Origin of the sequence: Candidatus Poriferisodalis sp. (assembly GCF_965208895.1) — a bacterium.
Classification (GTDB): domain Bacteria; phylum Actinomycetota; class Acidimicrobiia; order Acidimicrobiales; family Poriferisodalaceae; genus Poriferisodalis.
Map to the genome: position 1 here is coordinate 801,351 of NZ_OZ242363.1, position 18,289 is coordinate 819,639.

Here is an 18,289-nt window from a genome sequence, read left to right on the forward strand (position 1 = left end):
TGCAGCCTAATCTAAAGTGCCCAGTAGGCGCGACGGCGGTGCAGGGTACCGGTGACGCCCAGAATGATTACGAGAACGATCCCAGAATAGATCAGATGGGCTCTCGGAATACCGAACGGCAAGAAGTCGTCAAGCAACAGAGTCTGCACTGACCTATCACCGAAGTGTACAAACTTAGCGGTTTGATACAGCATCCGCTCCAGCAAGTACACCACGAGAGCATTTCGGCCTAGCGCCACGGATAGCCATACCCATCGACGGTTGCGCTGCTCAGAATGGTTGTCGGAACGCGCATCCATGAGCAGGTATATAATTCCGAAAGCTGCCAATGCAATAGCCGTCGTGAACATCACGAATGCGGGCGTCATGAGTCGCTTGTTGGGCAACATCCACAACGACAGCGCTAGGCCGCTAGCGAGGCAGTACGCGACAAGTGCGCCCACGCCCATGAGGACTTTGCGAAAGTCTAGGCTGCCATGTCTTTGCAGCATGGTGCCGGCGCTGAAACCGAAAAGCACAAATGCCGTAGCTGCGAGAGAGGCCATGATGCCTTCAGGGTCGAAACCTGCTTGTCCGCCTCGATATAGATGGCTTGCCCCCAGCAGGGCAGCATCGATGCCAGAATAGACACTGCACCGGCCTGCAGGTCCGCAAGAGCCACTATAGAGTCCGATTCCATACGCCACAAGCATGGCAGTCGCAATACCGATCAGCAGTCCCACACGATCAGTCTCGCTCCACTTCCGAGCTATCAGAATCAAGAACGCAGCACAGGCACCGGATATTCCTATCATCTGCAGAACACCGGTGAACCGAAGGTCTGAGAGATCAAGCCAAGTGTCCCCGTAGGCATTATAGGCCAAACCCAGCACAATGAGCGCCAGCAGTCGCCGAATCAATCGCGCATACGTCGCCCGCACAAGCGGTGCACGCAATAGGAACGAAAGGCTCAGCCCGCTCGTGACCAGGAAGGAAGGAAAAACGAGGTCACCAATTGTGATTCCGTTCCATTCGGCATGCCCGAGCATTGGATAGTGACCTGCGAGTCCTGTCGCTGGTGCGACGAATATCATGAGACCGAGGACAGCGCCCCGGAATGTGTCCACAGACGCGTAGCGCACTCGCTGCGGACTCGCCGCCGAAGGCGGAGTTCCGCCCATTGCAGACCTCGATTCAGACGCTGCATCAGCGGCGAGGCTCTGCTGGCGCTCTACTCTGTCGAGCGCTGCTTGGTCAGATTCCATGATTCTGCAGCCTCTCAGAATTCTCCAGACCTGCCTGTAACGATTACGGGCGGTTCGCGCTCAAGGCGGCGACAGTGCCATGCGGGTGCGGGCCTGAATCGGGGGAATCCCGCGACACCACGGTCGTTCATGGCAGCGAGGCTCCGTCGATGTCAGGAGATGATCTGGGACACTTCGTCGCGCTCGGCGTAGAAGCTCATCAGCCCGGCGATCTCGGCCATTTCAGGGATCGGATCGGGATACGACCACACGATGTCGTCAAAGCGCTGACCGTTGACTGCTACTGACCAGTAGCGGGCATCGCCCTTCCACGGTCAATGGGTCGATGAGTCGTTCGGGATGAACACGTCCATCTTCAGGTCCGAGACAGGCAGGTAGTGGCGCGGCGGCAGGCGTCCCTCGGTGAGCACCACCGCAGACGTCGAATCTGCCACGACCACGCCGTCCACCTCGACGGTGACCCGTCCCGGCTCTTCGACGACTGCTATCTCGGGCTTGCGTTGCTTCGTCGCTGCACTGCTCATGATGTGTCTCCTTGGCGTCTCGGACCTCACTGTGGTCGGGCTGAGAGGATTTGAACCTCCGACCCCTGGTCCCCCAGACCAGTGCGCTAACCAGACTGCGCCACAGCCCGTACCGCTGGCACGATACTGGCTCGATCGCTCAGGCGACCCACTGGATCAGCCACACGACGCCTTCAACCGCGCGCCAGCCCAGGTACACGCTGGCCATGACGACGACGAGCCAGAAGTGCCAGGGCGCGCTCGAGCGCTGCGGCTGCGGAGGGTCGCCTTCGCTGCCCAGGGGCGTGCGCGGATGGTCGTGGACCTGGGGCGACGGCCGGCGATTCTGCCGCTGGGCGGGCGGGGCCGTTTCGCGTCGTCCAGACAGCGGCCTCATCGTCGCCGCACCCTGAGTTTGAGCGGCGTCTTCGCCAAGCCCAATTCCTCCCGCAAGCGCCGCTCGAGATATCGCAGGTAGGTGGCCGGGATTTCGCGGTTCGCGAACAGCGTGAACGTCGGCGGCTGTGTCGCGGCCTGGGTGGCGTACAGCACTCGGGCGCCGCCGGGCGCCGGCTGCGCGGACTGCGCGAGCTGGACAATCTCGTTCACCTTGGCGGTCGGCGCCCTCGATTCATATGCCTCCATCGCGGCGGAGATCGCAGGCACCAGCCGGTGCACTCCCCGTCCCGTCAGTGCGCTGATGCGCAGCACGGGCGCTTCCCCGACAAAATGCAGGCGACGTGCCAGCTCCCCCAGTACGCCCTCACGGTGCTCTGGGTCCAGCGTCTCCCACTTGTTGAGCAGCACCAAGATGGGGCAGCCGGCCGCATCGATGCGCTCGGCGAGACGCTGATCCTGCGCCGTTACACCTTCGGCGGCGTCGATGACCAGCAGCGACACGTCGCAGGCGTCGATGGCGCGAAGAGCCCGCAGATTGGCGTAGTACTCGGTATCTGCGTCGACCCGGGCCTTGCGCCGCATGCCCGCGGTGTCGACGAATCGCACCGGGCCCGCTTCGGTTTCTACGAGCGTGTCGATGGTGTCGCGGGTTGTGCCGGGCCGGTCGTGGGTGACCGAGCGTTCATCGCCGATGAGCCGGTTGAACAGCGTCGACTTGCCGACATTGGGCCGCCCCACGATGGCCACTGCGGGCACGTCCGCTTCTTCGTCGACGGGATCCTCGCCTCCGCCGACCGAGTCCTCGCCGCTCCCGCCGCCCGCCGCAATGGGCTCGCCGGCAGCATCTGAACCCATCTCGTCGCTCCCAGGGAGACTGCGGGGGATGTCGGCCTCGTCCAGCTCGAGCAGTTCCAGCACGCGATCGAGCATGTCGCCGACGTTGCGGCCGTGGAGGGCAGACATTGCCCAAGCTTCGCCGAGTCCCAGGCGATTGAAATCCCACCGGCCGTCGTCACGGGATCCGCTGTCCGCCTTGTTGGCCACGACCAGGGTCGGTCGGCCGCTGCGCCGCAGCATGGCGGCGATGCGGGCGTCGGGCTCGGTGATGCCGACCGTCACGTCGACCACCAGCAGCAGCACATCGGCGTCGGCCATCGCTCGCTCGCTCTGGTGCGACACCTTGCCGTCGAGCACGTCGCCGACAGCCGACCAACCACCCGTGTCCACCACCACGAACCGGTGGCCTCGCCAAGCGGCCCCGGCTGCCTTGCGATCCCTCGTCACGCCCGGTTCAGGCGCCACGACCGCCTCGCGGCGCCCGACCAGCCGGTTGAACAGGGTGGACTTGCCCACGTTGGGCCGGCCCACGATGCCGACGACCGGCAGATCTGCGCTCATCGCGGCGCTCCCGCTGCGGTGGGTGCGGCTGGCTCGGCGCCGGAGCGCCCATGCTCGGGCACGACTGCGGTGTCGAGCAGCCGCCGCAGCGCCGCACCGCTGGTCGGGACGATCTCAACGTCGCGCGGCAGGTCCGCCGGTGCGACGCCGTCCAGGAACCGCCCGCCCGACAGGCACACATCGGCCACGAGGTAGCGGTGACCCGCCGGCTCGGAGTGCAGCGTGGCTGCGATGTCGGCACCGGCGAGCAGGCCCGTGACACCGATGTTGCCGCCGAAGAATTCGTTGGGAACGGCGATGACCCGCACGTCGGGGGACGGCGGGGCGATGGCGGCTTCGGTCTCGCTGCGCCACGCAGCCACCAGCGGACCCAGCACCGCAGCACCATAGGTGCCGGTGAGAATGCCGATCGGGCGGTCCTGGTGGCCGCGGCCTCGCCGCTGCGGGGACCGCGACGACAGGGTCACCGGGGTCGGGCGCAGCGACAGCGGCAGGCCGCCGGGGTCGATCTCCCCGCTGCGATTCGCCCCGTGCCCGGGAGCGCGAACGGCCCGGTAGCCCTCGGCGGGGGCCCCGTCCACCCACGAGAAGAACCCCGCGGCCGGTGCCCGGTGGGTCGCGGCGGGCTCGGGAGGGGGCTCGCGGCCGGCATCGCTCCATCCGCCTGTGCCCGCAGACATGAATTCCTGCTCGAACGCCCGCGCCATGCCGATGCCGTCCTCGTGCATCGGGAAGTCGCCATAGGTGGCTGCGGGCGGGAAGGGGCGGCCCGCCAGCAGGTAGTACTCGTCGGCGGCGTACACCAGTCGCCTGCCCAGCACATCGCAAAAGCGCTGCTGCCACTCCTCGCACAGGTCGACAACCGCTGCAGCTTCGGCGGCGGTGTGCGGGCGCATCGCCGGCTCCCGCTGGTGCGAGCTCACGCCCAGCGGCACCACGGCCAGCGTCTCCAGTGACCCAAAGCGATCCAGCACGCCCAGCAGCGTGTCGGCCAGCACGGCCCCGTCGTTGACGCCTGGGCACACCACCACCTGGCCGTGTACCTCGATGCCTCCGTCGAGCAGAGCACTGAGCCACCGCAGGCTGGTCGCGCCTCGCGGGTTGCGCAGCATCCGAGCCCGGATTTCGGGATCGGTGGCGTGGATCGACACGTACAGCGGCGACAAGCGCTCATCGAGCACCCGTTCGAGATCCAGCTCGGTGAATCGGGTGAGCGTTGTGAAGTTCCCGTACAGGAACGACAGCCGGTAGTCGTCGTCCTTCAAGTAGAGGCTGCGGCGCAGCCCGGGCGGAAGTTGGTAGATGAAGCAGAACTCGCAGTGGTTGTCGCAGGTCTGCACCCGGTCGAAGATCGCCGCATGCACCTCGGCGCCGAGCGGCACCCCGGCGGCCTTGCCGACGCCGACCGTGACCTCGTGCCCGCCGCGCAGCACCGCGAGGGTGGGATCGGCTTCGTCCACCAGCAGCTGCCAGGCGATGACGTCGGTGGGCACGACGCCGGAGATCGACATCACCTCGTCGCCGGGGGCCAACCCAGCGATCTCGGCCGCCGAGCCGGGCTCCACCGCCACCACAACCGGCCTTGACACACACTCAGGATAGGAACCCGACGTGCCGTGTCGGTAGCGTCGTCTGGGTGGCTGTGGACCGGGTGCTGCTGGCTGCGCCCCGCGGCTTCTGTGCCGGCGTGGAAATGGCCATCAAGGCGCTCGCCTGGCTCGTCCGCTCGTTCCCGCCGCCGGTGTACTGCTACCACGAGATCGTCCACAACCGCCTTGTGGTCGACCGGTTCGAGCGGCTCGGTGTGGTGTTCGTCGACGATGTCGCGGAGGTGCCGGCAGGGCGGCCGCTCATGCTGTCAGCGCACGGTTCGGCACCCGAGGTGGTGTCGCAGGCTCGCCTGCGGGGAGGCTACGTGGTCGACGCAGTGTGCCCGCTGGTCACCAAGGTGCACCACGAGGTGCGGGTGCGCGCCGGCAAGGGCTTTCGGGTCGTCTATGTCGGCCACGAGGGTCATGACGAAGCGGTTGGCACGATGGCGGTGGCACCTGAGTCGATCTCGCTGGTGTCCGAGCCCGCCGACATCGACTCGCTCGACGACACCGATGCACCGGTGGCCGTGCTGGCTCAGACCACGCTGAGCCACCGCGACTGGTCCGATGTTGCCGACGCCGCCAAGGCTCGCTTCGGCGACGTCTGGATGGCGGGGCGCTCGGACCTCTGTTTTGCCACCACCAACCGCCAAGGCGCCCTCGAGAAGATCGCGCCCGGCTGCGACACGGTGGTGGTCATCGGCTCGGCGAATTCCTCGAACACCATGGCCCTCGCCAAGGTGGCCGCCGAGTCGGGTTGCGAGCGCGTGCTGCGCGTGAACGCCGCCTCCGAGCTGCCCGACAATCTGTTCGGCACCGTGGGCGTCACCGCTGGGGCGTCCGCGCCGGAGGAACTCGTCGAGGCGGTCATCGCCAAGCTGGCTCCCCAGGACGGCACCACCGAAGTGACCATCACCGACGAGGACGAGTACTTTCCCCCGCCGCGAGAACTGCGCGACCTCCTCAGCGCCATGGAGGCTGCCGTGCATGCCACCCTCGCCGTCGCGCCTTCGGCGCGCGTGAGCGCCGCTGACCGCACGACAGCCGCGAGCGATGTGCTCGCTGGACTCGCCTCTGCGGCATCTTAACTTTCGCCATATTTCAGGAAAATTCAGTAGACCTCATGAATCGAGTGATGCTAGAACTCGGACTGCCGGGAGCGCCGACGCCTTCCGCCAAGCGACCCCGACACCGAATCCTGCACTGTTTGCATGCCGACGTATGCTGGTTGTATGCCTGAAGCCATCTTTGACAAGCCGAAGCGCAAGGCGATGTTCCTTGGGCCTCAAGCGCTGGGCGACCTCAGGTCGACTGCAGCTCGGCGTCGCACCGAACGCGAGGCAGTCGAAGAAGGGCTCCGGCTCTTGGCCACGAGAGACGCTCAGCTTGATGCCATGAACGAATTCGTCGAGTGGGCGACCGCCGAATGGGGAGAGCCGACCGAGGCGGAGACGGCCCGCGCCGAGGAGATCTGGTCAAGCCGGTGATTCTCGACGCCGGCGTGTTCATCGCGCTCGACAACCCTTCGAAAAGGCGTGTCGTGTTGGCGCTGGTCCGCCAGATGCACGCCGACGGAGTGATCCCGGCGACGAACGATGCTGCCCTGGCCCAAGCATGGCGCGAACCTGCCAGACAGGTGCCCTTGGCGATGCTCGTCAAGTCGGTCAACGTGTACCCCTTCGGGGACCCTCGCGTCATCGGCCAGCGCTGTGCCCGCACCGGCACGAGCGATGTCGTCGACGCGAGCCTCGCCGTGCTTGCCGACCAACTCGACGTCAAGGTCCTCACCACCGACGCAGCCGATATGCACAGACTCGGCGCCAACGCAGCCGAGCTGTGACAGCCGGCACTCCGATTCACCGGGCCGACATGCGGCCTCGCTCAGCCACCGAAGTATCAGTCGCAACTTCTGCACAGAAATATGTACAGTGACGCTGTGTCATCGCGGCTCGATCCGATCCCAGCGACGGCGCCCTTGACCGACGTTCGCAGCAACCTCAGCGAGATCGTCGACGAGATCGACCGGACAGGGACACAGTGCGTCATCACCAAGCACGGACGGCCGGTGGCCGTCATCGTGTCGAGCGACGAGTACGAATCGCTCATCGAGACCCTGAACATCCTGGGCGACAGCGACACGATGACAGCCATCGCACAGGGCGAGGCCGAATTCGCCGCCGGCGAATTCGTTCGACTCGACGAGATCTAGCAGCACAAGATCTCGGCCGTGCCCGAGCTGTCTCGCAGTGCTGCCAAGTCGCTGAGAGACCTGCCCGAACAGCAACGCAAACGGGCGATAGAGATTATCCGGCGCCTCGGCCACAACCCAGCGCTCGGCAAAAGGCTGCAAGGACAGCTACGCGGTCTGCGCTCGACCCGCCTCAGCCGAAGCCACCGCATCATCTATCGAGTCTCGGGCCACGTGATCCGCATCGCCGCTATCACCCCGCGCAAGGACGCCTACCGCTGAGGCAGACCGAGTTCGGCCGGGCGAGATGCGACAGAGTCAGGTCGCTCAGCGCACGTTGGGTGTGCCGACGTCGGCTTGTGCCTGGTCGTACAGCTCCTGGATGCGCTCGCGCAGCTCCTCGGTGAGTTCGCTCACTGCTCGGCGCGACACCCGGCCATTGGGCCCTGGCGGCGGCGGGTCCATCGGTTCGCCGATGATGAACTTGATGCGCCGCGGGTACATGAACTTGGCGCCGCGCGGCATGGCCGCGGCCGTGCCGCCGATGCCGACGGGCACGATCGGCACCTGTGCCCGCGCTGCCAGGTACACCGGTCCGTCCATGAGCGGCAGCACGCGCGGGCCGTCCTTGCGCTCGCCCTCGCCGAACATCACGACCGGGTCGTCGCCGTGGCGCAGTGCATCCAGTGCAGTGCGCAGTGCCGCCCGATCAGGCGCGTCGCGGTTCACCGGGAAGCAGCCGATCGTCGTGAACAGCCAGGCTGAGAAGCGGTACTTCCACATCGAGTCCTTGCCCATTACCCGCATCCGCGCTGGAATCGCGGCATGAATCGGCGTGTCGATGTAGCTGCGATGGTTGGGCACCCACACGCACGGGCCGTCGGGCAGATTCTCCAGCCCGTCGACGCAGATGCGGTTCCAGGCCCGAAAGACCCCCCAGATGGCGTACTTCATGATCTTGTAGACGGCTCTGTTCAGCGGCCCGTCGCGCAGCTCGGTCTCGGGTCGGTCGGTTCCGCTCATCGGCGCCCCGCCCGATGCGGGCCAACAGTTTCCTGGGGCTCGGTCGCGAGGCGGTATAACGCGGTGATGGTCTCGACGGCCTCGTCCTGAGACAGCTCGCTCGTGTCAACAATGACCGCTCCGGGTGCCACTCGCAACGGCGAGTCAACCCTGCCCGAGTCGAGCCGATCCCGCGCGCTCAGCTCCGCTGCCAGCTCGGCGACCGCCTCGCCATCGGGATTCGCGCCATCCGCTCTGCCGGCGGCAACCGCTTGCTGGATCAGTCGGCGGCGGGCCCGCTCGGCCGCAGCGGCGGTGAGGAACACCTTGAGCACGGCGTCGGGGAACACCACGCTGCCGATGTCGCGACCCTCCATCACTCCCCCGCCCACGCGGTTCGCCCAATCACGCTGACGGCGGGTCAGCACCCAACGCACCTGCGGGTTGGCGGCCACCACGCTGACGTGGCGATCCACCTCTGCGCTGCGGATCGCCGCCGTGGCATCGTCACCGTCAACGGTGACCCGCTGGGCGCCATTCGCGCTGGAGATCTCGATCTCCGCCGTGCGTGCAATCTTCGCTACCGCTGCCTGGTCGGTGATATCGATGCCCGCTTGCAGGGCTGCCCACGCCACCGCCCGGTACATCGCCCCCGTGTCGAGATAGTCCATTCCAAGCTCAGCCGCCACAGCACGAGCCACGCTGGACTTGCCTGACGCTGCAGGACCGTCGATGGCGATGACCGGACCGGAGGGCTCGGTCGGCCCCGAGAGCGAATCCGGCGAAGCCCTGAGCGATTCGAGCGCATCGAAGAAGTCGGGGAACGTCTTGGCGACGCAATCCGGGTCGTCGATGTCGATCCCGGCCACCCGCAAACCTACGAGCGTCATCGCCATCGCCATGCGGTGATCGCCATGACAGTCCACGAGGCCCGCCCGGAGCCCGAAGGGGTTCGGGCGGATGGTGATGCCATCGGGTTCGGCAACGGCGTCGATGCCGCGCCTAGCGAGCTCGGCCGCCGTATTGGCGATGCGGTCAGTCTCCTTGCGGCGGATGAAGCCGATGCCCTCGATGGCAGTGGTGCCCTCGGCAAACGCCGCCACCGCTGCCAGCGTCTGCGCGGTGTCGGAGAAGTCGCGCAGGTCGAACGAGCCTCCACGCAGCGTCCCGCCCGGCGGCGCGCCGACCGTGATGGCATCGTCGCTCACCGTGACTTCCGCGCCCATCTCGCCGAGAACCTCGGCGAAGCGCACATCGCCTTGGATGCTGTTGCTGCCGAGCCCCTCCACTCGCACCTCGCCGCCGCACAGCGCAGCCGTTGCCCAGACGTAGCTCGCTGCTGAAGCATCCGGCTCGATCGGGTACACCGTCGAGCGATAGCCGCCTTCGGTCACGACGAAACGATCGGCACTGGGCACGACGACGTTGGCGCCGAACGCCTCCATGACCGCCACCGTCATGTCGATGTACGGCCGGCTCACGGTGTCGAACGCCGCGTCGATCTCCACGTGGATGCCGCCGCGCAGCGGTCCCGCGAGCAGCAGCCCGGTCGCGAACTGGCTGGAGGTATCGGCCCGGATCCGCACGTGGCGCAGCAGTGGTGCGTCAACATCGCCGGCGGAGATCACTTCGATCGGCAGGCAGCCGTGCTCGCCGAGCTCGTGCACCTCGACACCCAGCGAGCGCTGCGCCGCGAGCAGATCATCCAGCGGGCGCGTGCGCAGCTGGGGATCGCCGTCGAGCAGCCACCGGCCGCCGAGGGCTGCCATGACCGGCAGGATGAACCGAGCGGTCGTGCCCGATGACCGCGCGTGCACCATGACCGGCTCGTCTGCGGCGTCATGGGATCGGGATCGCCGGCCGCCGATGCCGTCGACGACGAGTCGGCGTTTGCCGCGGTTGACCCGCACCACCGCGCCGAGGGCGGTCACCGCCTCGATCATCGCCTCGGTGTCGTCCGCGAACAGGACACCGTCGAGTGTGCTGCGCCCCGAAGCCAAGGCGGCGCACAGCACCGCCCGATTCGTGATGCTCTTGGAACCCGGCAAACGCGCGGTGCCCGACGCGCCATTGGTGAAAGGGTCGATGACCCCGATCGCCCGTCCGGCGCTCATGCCAGATCGCGCGTCGTGGGGTGATAGCCCTGCCCGGCCAGAGCCGCCAGGAAGCGCTGCGCCTCGGTGCGTGCCACCACCAGCACCAGCACGCCTTCGGCGCCTTCGGGCGAGTGGGCCACCTCGATGTCGGCCACGTTCACGTCACAATCCGCGGCGAGCATGGTGATGGCTGCGATCTGGCCCTTGCGGTCAGGGATCGGCACCCGCACCTCGAGCATCTCCTGGGGTCGCACGTAGCGGGACGGCAGGTTGGTGCGCGCGCGCCGCGCCTGGGTGAGCACGGCGCGCAGTCCGTCGCGGTCTGCCTCAGCTACGACATCTCGCATCCGCGCCATTCGCTCAGCCAGCTCGTCGAGCACGCTCACAATGGCGTCACGGTTCTCGCCGCAGATGTCCAGCCAGATGCCTGGATGACCAGCGGCAATCCGTGTCATGTCCCGGAATCCGCCTGCGGCGAGGCGAAGCAGCGGTGCGTCGTCGAGGGCTCGGTCGTCGGCCAGGCACATCAGCGATGCCGCAGCGAGGTGCGGCACATGGCTGACCACCGCAACGAGGGCATCGTGACGTTCGGGCGTCATCGTCACGACATCGGACCCGAACCCTGCCAGCACTGCCTGGCAGGACCGCAGCGCATCGTCGTCAGTGGTCTCGTTCGGCGTCAGCGTCCACACTGCGCCGGCGAACATGTCCGGGTTCGCGCCCTCGATGCCTTCCTGTTCCGAGCCGGCCATCGGATGACCCGGCACGAAGCGGGGGTCGGCGATTGCTCGGGCGACGGGCGTCTTGACGCTGCCCGTATCGGTCACCACGGCGCCCGTGGCTGCCGTGTCGACCAGCGCAGCCGCAACCTGATCGGCCAGCAGAGCGGCAGGCACCGCCACCACGCAGAACGTCGCGTCGGGATCCGTGCCGACGGCATCGAGGCAGCCGAGCTCGAATGCTCGCTGTGCGTAGTCGCCAACGGCATCGCGCCCGGTCACGTGCCATCCCGACTTGCGCAGTGCGGCTGCGACAGATCCGCCGATCAAGCCCGTGCCCACGACTTGGGCGCGCCTCGACGACGAGTCGGTGTGCGACCGCAGCCGCGTTGTTTCGGCAGGACTCGAGGCCACGCACCGAAGGGTACCGATGGCTCTGAATGTCCCCAGCGTGGATCCGGTGAGATTCTGCGGGCAGCGATCGCCCAACCAGGTCACTCAGGCACGCGGCGCCAGCTCGCCGACATGTTCACCAAGTTCGGCACGGAACGTTGCCACCGTGGCCATCTTGACGTCTTCGTAGCCGCGCACCAGCTCAGCGAGCCTGGCGATGGCAACGGCCTGCTCATAGAGACTGCGCGAACTGCTGTGCCTTCCCGCTGAAATGCCATTCATTTCCCGCTCTTGTTCGCTGCGCTCACGGGCCGCTCGGGCCACGGCTTCGCCTACCGGCTCAGCCTCACGACGGGCCGCACCCGCGTCCCGCTCGAGCGCCTCGAGCGCCGCTTCGAGAGCCTCCCTGTACTCGCCTGGCAGCAACCGCTCGGTCCGGCGGATTTCGGTATGGCCGAACGGGTCGCACCAGCGACCTCGCAGGCGCTTGCCACGCGCCAGCAATGCGAAGAGGGGTCGCCACGATGTCGAGAACCGGATCTTGGCGGTGCGCCCCAGCACCCGCAGCAACGGCGGGTGCAGACTCCATGACACCGTGCCGCCGACGGATGCCGCCACGTCGGTGGCCGCTGTATTCGCTTCGGGATCGCACATGAGTCGGGCGACCTCGTACTCATCCTTGTAGGCCATGAGCTTGAAGTGCCCCGCTGCGGCGGTTGCGGTCAACCGCACGGACCCGTCTCCGGCGGCTTGGTCCGCATGCGCCACGCGTTCCACCGCGTCGAGGAACTGCGCTGCCAGCCGATCTGACTGGTAGGCGCGCAGCTCGCTGACGTACCGGCGCAGTCCCGCACGGAGCCCGTCGAGGTCTCCCGTAGATCCCTCGCTGGCCAACCCGTCCACCATCTCATCGATGCGGGACGCCAAGCGCCCTGACAGGGCGCTCGACGGCCCCGACTCACCGACACTGCGCACATCGGCCCCTGCGGAGTCGGAGGTACCGCGGTCTGCTGCAGCGGCCGTGTACTGCTCTGCGGCCGCCGTCACCATCGCGGGATCACAGATCATCGCTCGTCCCCAACGGAACGCAACGATGTTCTGCGCGACTGCCACGCCGTTCAGCTCGACGGCGGACTCCACGCTGGCCGGTGTGATCGGCAATGCACCCGCCTGGATGGCCATGCCGACCACGAAGACGTTCGCGCTCACCGCAGAGCCGCACAGCGCCGTCACGAGCGAAGCGACGTCGGCCCAGTGCCGGCTGCCTTCGACGGTGACCGCAGCCACCCGGTCGAGCAGATCCTGGGTCGCCGGCATGTCGATGCCCGGATCGGCAACCATGGCGCCGGTCGGCGTCGGCGACGTCGAACCGACCACCATCGTCCGGTTGGGGTCGGCCACATCGAGGCCCGCCGCCGATGCCGCCACGAGCAGATCGAAGGCCACGATGACGTCGGCTTGGCCGCTGCCGAGGCGTGCCGTTGCCGGCCCGCCGATCCGCCTCAGCCGCAGATCACCCACGACCGTTCCCGCCTTCTGCGACAGCCCGATCTGGTCGAGACCTCGCACCTCGAAGCCGTCGAACATCGCCGCTGTGCCGAGCAACTGGTTCACCGTCACGACGCCGGTCCCGCCGATCCCGCACATGCGCACCGACACCTCATCGGGACCCACCAGCGGCACCGGATCGGGAAGCTCATCAGGCGGCTCGGGCCTGACAGCATCGTCCGATATATCACCGGTGGCAGGCGTGCGGGTGCGTCGCAGCGGCGCCAGCATCTCGCGTACTGCCGCGCGCAATGGCCCGGGCTCGCTGACCGTCATGAACGACGGGCAGTCGCCGTCCAGACACGAGTAGTCCAAGTTGCATGACGTCTGGTCGATGCGGGTCTTGCGGCCGAAGAACGTGTCGACGGGCTGCACCGACAGGCAGTTGCTCTTGGCGCCGCAGTCGCCGCACCCTTCGCAGATTCGCTCGTTGATCACCACTCGCTTGGCAGGCGTCGGCTGGGTGCCTCGCTTGCGGGCCCGCCGCGCCTCGGCCGCGCACTGCTGATCGTGGATCAGCACGGTGACGCCGTCGATGCCGGCGAGCATCTCCTGAGCTTCAATCAGACGATCGCGGTGCCAGACCTCGACGCCCGAAGGCAGGGCACGGCTCCGGTATGCCGTGGGGTCATCAGTGGTGATGAGCACCTTGGCTACGCCATCCGCGAGCAGCCCGGCTGCCACGTCGGGCACCTCCAGCTGACCGGCGGGATCTTGCCCCCCAGTCATCGCGACGGCTCGGTTCCACAGGAGTTTGTAGGTGATATTGGTGCCCGAAGCCACGGCGCCCACAATCGCCAGCTGCCCGCTGTGGAAATAGGTGCCGTCGCCCAGGTTCTGGAAGATGTGCTGGGTCTCCACGAAGGGCGACATGCCGATCCACTGCGTGCCTTCCTGGCCCATGCACGTCACGCTCACGATGTCGCCGACTCGCTCAGGATCCATGAACAGCGCCATGGTGTGGCAGCCGATACCGGCACCGACCACGGCACCGTCGGGTACCTCGGTGGAACGATTGTGCGGGCAACCGGAACAGAAATACGGCGAGCGGCTCTGTTCGGGCGGCAGTGCCAACGGAAGCTCGATGCGCACGCGTTCGGGGCGGGCGGGCACCAGCCGGTCACCGATGCGAACCTCCAGTCGCCTGCGCAGCGGCTCGATGAAGTCGTCAGCGGTCAGCGCGCCGAACGAGGCGAGCAGCGACCGGTCGTGCTCGTCGGTCTTGCCGACGATGCGGGGATGGTGCGACTGGTTGTAGAGGGAGTCCTTCAGCAGCGATTCGATGTTGGGGCTCTTCTCCTCGATCACGAAGATCTCCGTGACGCCACGAGCGAAGTGGCGGGCCCGTTCGGCGCTGAACGGAATGGGCATGCCCATCCGCACGAGCCGCACGCCGGCGTCTCGAATCGATTCGTCGCTGCCGAGGCCCAGACGCCGCAGCGCCTCGCGAACCTCGCGGTAGGTAATGCCCGACGCCACGATTGCAATCCAGGCATCGGGCGGGTCGACGGTGGCGTCGTTCAGGTGGTTGGCCGCCGCATACGCGATGGCCAGCTCGTAGCGGACTTCGACAATCTCGCGCTCGATGTCGACCGTGTGGGGCGTGAGGAGGTAGCCGTCGGGCCGGTGGCGGTACAGCTCGCCGTCGACCAGCGGGATGACCGGGTCGAACCTGTCGGGATCCAGCAGCACCGTCGCGGCGCCGTCTGCCACATCGGCCGCGATCTTGAGACCCGTCCACAGCCCCGTCGTCCGAGACATCGCAATCGCGTGGCGGCCCAGGTCGAGCGCTTCGGCGGGCGTGCCCGGATAGAGCACGGGGATGTGCAGGTCAGCCATCGACCCCGCAGAGCTCGAGGGGATCGTCGAGCTCTTGGCGGCGGGGTCGTCGCCGGCGATGGCGACTGCGCCGCCGCAGGGATCAGCGCCGGCGAACACCGCATGGCGCAGCGCATCGGTAGCGCGGTCCACGCCGGGCGCCTTCGCGTACCACAACCCGAGCACGCCGTCGTAGGTGGCATCGGGCCGGCTGGTGGCCAGCTGGCTGCCCATGACAGCGGTCGCGGCCTGCTCCTCATTGACAGCCGGCGAATGGACGATCGGCAGATCGGTTGCGCTGCGGGCCGCCTCGACCGCGGCGTCATACCCGCCGAGGGGCGAACCCGGGTAGCCCGAAACGAAGGCGGCCGTACGCAGCCCGGCGCGCCGGTCGGCCCGCAGCTGTTCGATCGGCAGGCGAGCCAGCGCCTGCAGCCCGGTCATGAACGTCGTGCCGCTGTCGTCGGTGTAGCGCCCCGACAGCCGGTACGTCTCAGCGAGGCTCATCTTCGTGCTCCCGTGTACTGGCAGCGATTCGCGTCGGTCATGCCAGAGGCCCTCCGTGCGTCACGTCCATTGTGGTCGCTGCCTGTGGCACAGCGAAGACGCCGAACGCACCTTGCGTCGCCGCCGGCGCAGCGCACTGCTGCGCCGGCCAAGATCAACCACCGCGCCGCTGCGCGGCCAACATCAACCACCGCGCCGTTGCGCGGCGCGGTGCATCTCACGGATTTCGTCGTCGGTGAGCCGCCGGTGCTCGCCGGGGGCCAGGGCGGGATCGGAGAGGGGGCCGATTCTGGTGCGCACCAGACGCAGCACCTGATGTCCCACGGCATCGCACATTCGCCTGACCTGACGGTTGCGCCCCTCATGTATCACGATGCGCAGCACCGACGGCTGCGGCATCGACACCACGGCCGGCGCCGTCGGGCCGTCGTCGAGCTCGACGCCAGCTCGCAGCTGTGCCAGTGCCCCGCGCGACGGCACCCCGTCCACGTGAGCGAGATACTCCTTGGCGACTCCCCATGACGGATGCGTCAGCCGGTGGGTCAGCTCGCCGTCGTTGGTCACGATGATCAGCCCTTCAGAGTCGGCGTCCAGCCGCCCGACCGGGTAGATGCGCACTCCTGCGGGGACCAGATCGGTCACGCAGCGCCTTCCCCGATCATCGGAAGCTGCGCTCAGCACGCCACGCGGCTTGTTCACCAGGTAGTGGACCGTCGCCGCGTCCCACGTGACGATCGCGCCGTCGACCTCGATCCGGTCAGCCGGGCCTGCGCGATCTCCGATCCGGGCGGTCTTGCCGTTGATCGTGACGCGCTCGGCTGCGATCAGCTCCTCGCACGTGCGACGGCTCGCAACACCGGCGCGGGCCATGACCTTGTGCAGCCGTTCCGGTTCGTCTTTCGGCCCGTCCGTAGGGGTCACATCGTCTGGCCGGGCACCGCACATGCGAGGAGAGGCGAACTTTCTGGCTGCGCTGCCCGCCGCTTCCCGCTCATGTTCCCAGTCTCGAATCGATACGGGCTCACGGGCCGCTCGGGCCCAGGGAGGCAACCTCGCGGTCCATGGCCTCTACCGCATCGGTGTCCAGGCTCAGCTCCGCCAACGACGGAAGCTCGTCGAGGCTGTGGAGGCCCAATCGCTCCAAAAAGATCGTCGTCGTGCCCAGCAGGGCAGCGTTGCCCGGACCCGGGTCGCGGCCAACCTCGGCGACATAGCCTTGGTCGGCGAGCGTGCGGACCACGCCCTCGGCATTGACACCCCGGATGGCGCTGATCTGCGCACGTGAGATCGGCTGCTTGTAGGCCACGACTGCCAGTGTCTCCATCGCTGCAGCGGACAGCCGGGCCGATCGGCGGGAGCCCACGAAGCGTTCAACGTATTCCGCGACTGCCGCCGCGGTCTGCAGCTGGAAGCCACCGGCAACCTGCATCAGGGTGAAGCCGCGTTCGGCCCTCCCGTACTCCCGGGCGAGCTCGTTGCACGCCGTGTGGACGTCTGCGGTGGGTGCCCCGGTTACCGCGGCCAGTACATCGGCCGGCACAGGTTCGGTCGCGACCATCAACACCGCCTCGATAGCCGCGTACAGCTCGCTGTCATCGACAGAACGCGACCCGTCGAACTGCGGGTCTCCGACCCCGGATTCAGCCGCGATGTCTGCGAAGCCGTTGTGCGTCTGCGATGCGCCATCGCGCGTGCCGCCGCTGGCGGGGATCGAAGGATGGGCCGGTGGCTGGGCCGGTGGCGCAGCGGCCGGATCGGCTGGTGCATCGCGAGGCTCGACGACGGTACGACCCTCGTCGCTGACCAATCTCAGACTTCGCGCGGCCCCGGTCGGCGGGAGCGTGCCGCTCACGAAACGTCCTCGACGCGGCGACCCTGCGCGTGCGTGCGCGCGTACGACCTTGTGGTCTGCGCGGTGCCGCTCACGCAGCGTCTTCTCCGAAGCCGCCCGCTACAGCCGGCAGCGCCACGCCGTCGCCGATCCAATCCACGCCGATGTCGCCGAAGCGCTCAGCTTGCGTCAGCTCGACAAGCCCCGATCCGAACAGCTCGAGCACTGCCAAGAAAAACACCACCACCACGATGCGCTCGGTGATCTCGCTGGTGAGCTCACGGAACGTCGCCGAGCCCATGGATGCGAGTCGATCGACGAGCTTTGCAGCCGCCTCGTCCACCGTGATGCCGGCGGCCCTCAGGTGACTGAGGTCGACCTGCGGTACCGGCCGCGGCGCAAGCACCCGTTCCATCGCTGCGGCAAGGTCTTCTCGAGACGCTCCTGAGAGCAGATCCGGTGCGAATGCCAGGAAAGACTCGGGGGGACCCGCGCTACGGGGCCACCGCAGCGCTGCGGCATCCCAGCGCTCACGCAGCAGGCTCGCGGCTGCGCCGAACGTGCGACCCTCGACCAGCCGCGCAAATGCGGTGTCTCGCAGTCCGTACGCCGCCAGTTCTTCCTCAAGGTCCAACTCGACCGGCGGGGTGGGCAGCAGCCGGCGGGATTTCAGCTCGATCAAGGTCGCAGCCAGCAGGGCGAACGCGCTGGCAGCGTCGATGTCGATCCTGCCGTCGCCGACGGTGTGGCCGACAGCGTCCCCCAATATTTCCCGCTCGTGTTTCGGGTGGTCATCGTCCATGGCGGCCATGACGGCGACGAAGTCGTCGACCAGGCGCGTCAACGACACCTCCCAGATGTCCACCTCCTGGGAGACAACCAATTTCACCAGCACATCCAGCGGGCCGGCAAAGGCCTCGGTGTGCACCTCGTGGGTCACGCGGCCCGAAGGTACCGCGGCATGTGGTGAGCGCTTGGGATATTTGCCCGATTGCCACCGACGTCTCTTGTGAGGTTGGCAGGCCCGGCCCGCCGAATTCTTTGCGGTCGG

16 protein-coding genes, 1 tRNA gene and 1 pseudogene are annotated in these 18,289 nt (G+C 67.4%); 5 read left to right on the forward strand and 13 right to left on the reverse strand.

The annotated features are described in order from the left end of the window. Window positions 1-11: 11 nt before the first annotated feature. From ACOGJB_RS03680 to ACOGJB_RS03705, 6 genes and pseudogenes are all read right to left on the reverse strand, one after another. Entirely contained in the window at window positions 12-1,073 is a 1,062-nt protein-coding gene (locus tag ACOGJB_RS03680) for a hypothetical protein (RefSeq protein WP_419839469.1), read from the reverse strand. A 323-nt stretch (window positions 1,074-1,396) separates the two neighbouring features. Beyond that, window positions 1,397-1,768, reverse strand: a pseudogene (locus ACOGJB_RS03685) (DUF427 domain-containing protein). Window positions 1,769-1,800: 32 nt separating this feature from the next. Next, window positions 1,801-1,878, reverse strand: a tRNA-Pro gene (locus ACOGJB_RS03690). Between the two features lie 29 nt (window positions 1,879-1,907). Continuing rightward, complete coding sequence (locus ACOGJB_RS03695; protein ID WP_419839470.1) at window positions 1,908-2,144, reverse strand: hypothetical protein; 237 nt, start codon at window positions 2,142-2,144, stop codon at window positions 1,908-1,910. Further along, a complete protein-coding gene (gene der / locus ACOGJB_RS03700; RefSeq protein ID WP_419839471.1) occupies window positions 2,141-3,544 on the reverse strand; it encodes a ribosome biogenesis GTPase Der in 1,404 nt (467 codons plus the stop codon). The genes ACOGJB_RS03695 and der overlap by 4 nt, the downstream gene beginning before the upstream one ends. After that, the gene (locus ACOGJB_RS03705; protein ID WP_419839472.1) at window positions 3,541-5,133 is read right to left on the reverse strand and encodes a DUF512 domain-containing protein; all 1,593 of its coding nucleotides are present in this window, start codon (window positions 5,131-5,133) and stop codon (window positions 3,541-3,543) included. Before ACOGJB_RS03705 ends, der begins: the two co-directional genes overlap by 4 nt. Window positions 5,134-5,180: 47 nt before the next feature. Between ACOGJB_RS03705 and ispH the strand changes: the two genes are divergently transcribed. The 5 genes from ispH (at window position 5,181) to ACOGJB_RS03730 (ending at window position 7,606) form a co-directional block, all read left to right on the forward strand. After that, window positions 5,181-6,224: a 4-hydroxy-3-methylbut-2-enyl diphosphate reductase gene (gene ispH / locus ACOGJB_RS03710; RefSeq protein WP_419839473.1), complete on the forward strand. Its 1,044-nt coding sequence runs from the start codon at window positions 5,181-5,183 to the stop codon at window positions 6,222-6,224. A 144-nt stretch (window positions 6,225-6,368) separates the two neighbouring features. Continuing rightward, window positions 6,369-6,623, forward strand: coding sequence for a hypothetical protein (locus tag ACOGJB_RS03715; RefSeq protein ID WP_419839474.1), 255 nt, complete (start codon window positions 6,369-6,371; stop codon window positions 6,621-6,623). Beyond that, window positions 6,620-6,976, forward strand: coding sequence for a hypothetical protein (locus ACOGJB_RS03720; protein WP_419839475.1), 357 nt, complete (start codon window positions 6,620-6,622; stop codon window positions 6,974-6,976). The genes ACOGJB_RS03715 and ACOGJB_RS03720 overlap by 4 nt, the downstream gene beginning before the upstream one ends. A 96-nt stretch (window positions 6,977-7,072) precedes the next feature. Next, window positions 7,073-7,345, forward strand: coding sequence for a type II toxin-antitoxin system Phd/YefM family antitoxin (locus tag ACOGJB_RS03725; protein WP_419839476.1), 273 nt, complete (start codon window positions 7,073-7,075; stop codon window positions 7,343-7,345). An 18-nt stretch (window positions 7,346-7,363) separates the two neighbouring features. Next, window positions 7,364-7,606 (forward strand): type II toxin-antitoxin system RelE family toxin, encoded by a 243-nt coding sequence (locus tag ACOGJB_RS03730; RefSeq protein WP_419839477.1) that lies wholly within the window; start codon window positions 7,364-7,366, stop codon window positions 7,604-7,606. Between the two features lie 45 nt (window positions 7,607-7,651). On the opposite strand, the gene ACOGJB_RS03735 is transcribed toward ACOGJB_RS03730, so the two are convergent. From ACOGJB_RS03735 to ACOGJB_RS03765, 7 genes are all read right to left on the reverse strand, one after another. Further along, the gene (locus ACOGJB_RS03735) at window positions 7,652-8,347 is read right to left on the reverse strand and encodes a lysophospholipid acyltransferase family protein (RefSeq protein WP_419839478.1); all 696 of its coding nucleotides are present in this window, start codon (window positions 8,345-8,347) and stop codon (window positions 7,652-7,654) included. Further along, window positions 8,344-10,440, reverse strand: coding sequence for a 3-phosphoshikimate 1-carboxyvinyltransferase (aroA, locus tag ACOGJB_RS03740; protein ID WP_419839479.1), 2,097 nt, complete (start codon window positions 10,438-10,440; stop codon window positions 8,344-8,346). Before aroA ends, ACOGJB_RS03735 begins: the two co-directional genes overlap by 4 nt. Beyond that, the gene (locus ACOGJB_RS03745; protein WP_419839480.1) at window positions 10,437-11,555 is read right to left on the reverse strand and encodes a prephenate dehydrogenase/arogenate dehydrogenase family protein; all 1,119 of its coding nucleotides are present in this window, start codon (window positions 11,553-11,555) and stop codon (window positions 10,437-10,439) included. Before ACOGJB_RS03745 ends, aroA begins: the two co-directional genes overlap by 4 nt. An 84-nt stretch (window positions 11,556-11,639) precedes the next feature. Beyond that, window positions 11,640-15,407 (reverse strand): indolepyruvate ferredoxin oxidoreductase family protein, encoded by a 3,768-nt coding sequence (locus tag ACOGJB_RS03750; protein ID WP_419839481.1) that lies wholly within the window; start codon window positions 15,405-15,407, stop codon window positions 11,640-11,642. 183 nt (window positions 15,408-15,590) lie between these two features. Further along, window positions 15,591-16,328: a pseudouridine synthase gene (locus ACOGJB_RS03755; protein ID WP_419839482.1), complete on the reverse strand. Its 738-nt coding sequence runs from the start codon at window positions 16,326-16,328 to the stop codon at window positions 15,591-15,593. A 100-nt stretch (window positions 16,329-16,428) separates the two neighbouring features. Beyond that, entirely contained in the window at window positions 16,429-17,259 is an 831-nt protein-coding gene (gene scpB / locus ACOGJB_RS03760; RefSeq protein ID WP_419839483.1) for an SMC-Scp complex subunit ScpB, read from the reverse strand. A gap of 70 nt (window positions 17,260-17,329) precedes the next feature. Further along, window positions 17,330-18,178 (reverse strand): segregation and condensation protein A, encoded by an 849-nt coding sequence (locus ACOGJB_RS03765; protein WP_419839484.1) that lies wholly within the window; start codon window positions 18,176-18,178, stop codon window positions 17,330-17,332. Window positions 18,179-18,289: the final 111 nt, after the last annotated feature.

Coding starts and splice junctions, on each gene's coding strand:
- ACOGJB_RS03695 (WP_419839470.1), bottom strand. CDS start 2,144: ATGAGGCCGCTGTCTGGACGACGCGAAACGGCCCCGCCCGCCCAGCGG.
- der (WP_419839471.1), bottom strand. CDS start 3,544: ATGAGCGCAGATCTGCCGGTCGTCGGCATCGTGGGCCGGCCCAACGTG.
- aroA (WP_419839479.1), bottom strand. CDS start 10,440: ATGAGCGCCGGACGGGCGATCGGGGTCATCGACCCTTTCACCAATGGC.
- ACOGJB_RS03750 (WP_419839481.1), bottom strand. CDS start 15,407: ATGAGCCTCGCTGAGACGTACCGGCTGTCGGGGCGCTACACCGACGAC.
- ACOGJB_RS03680 (WP_419839469.1), bottom strand. CDS start 1,073: ATGATATTCGTCGCACCAGCGACAGGACTCGCAGGTCACTATCCAATG.
- ACOGJB_RS03715 (WP_419839474.1), top strand. CDS start 6,369: ATGCCTGAAGCCATCTTTGACAAGCCGAAGCGCAAGGCGATGTTCCTT.
- ACOGJB_RS03735 (WP_419839478.1), bottom strand. CDS start 8,347: ATGAGCGGAACCGACCGACCCGAGACCGAGCTGCGCGACGGGCCGCTG.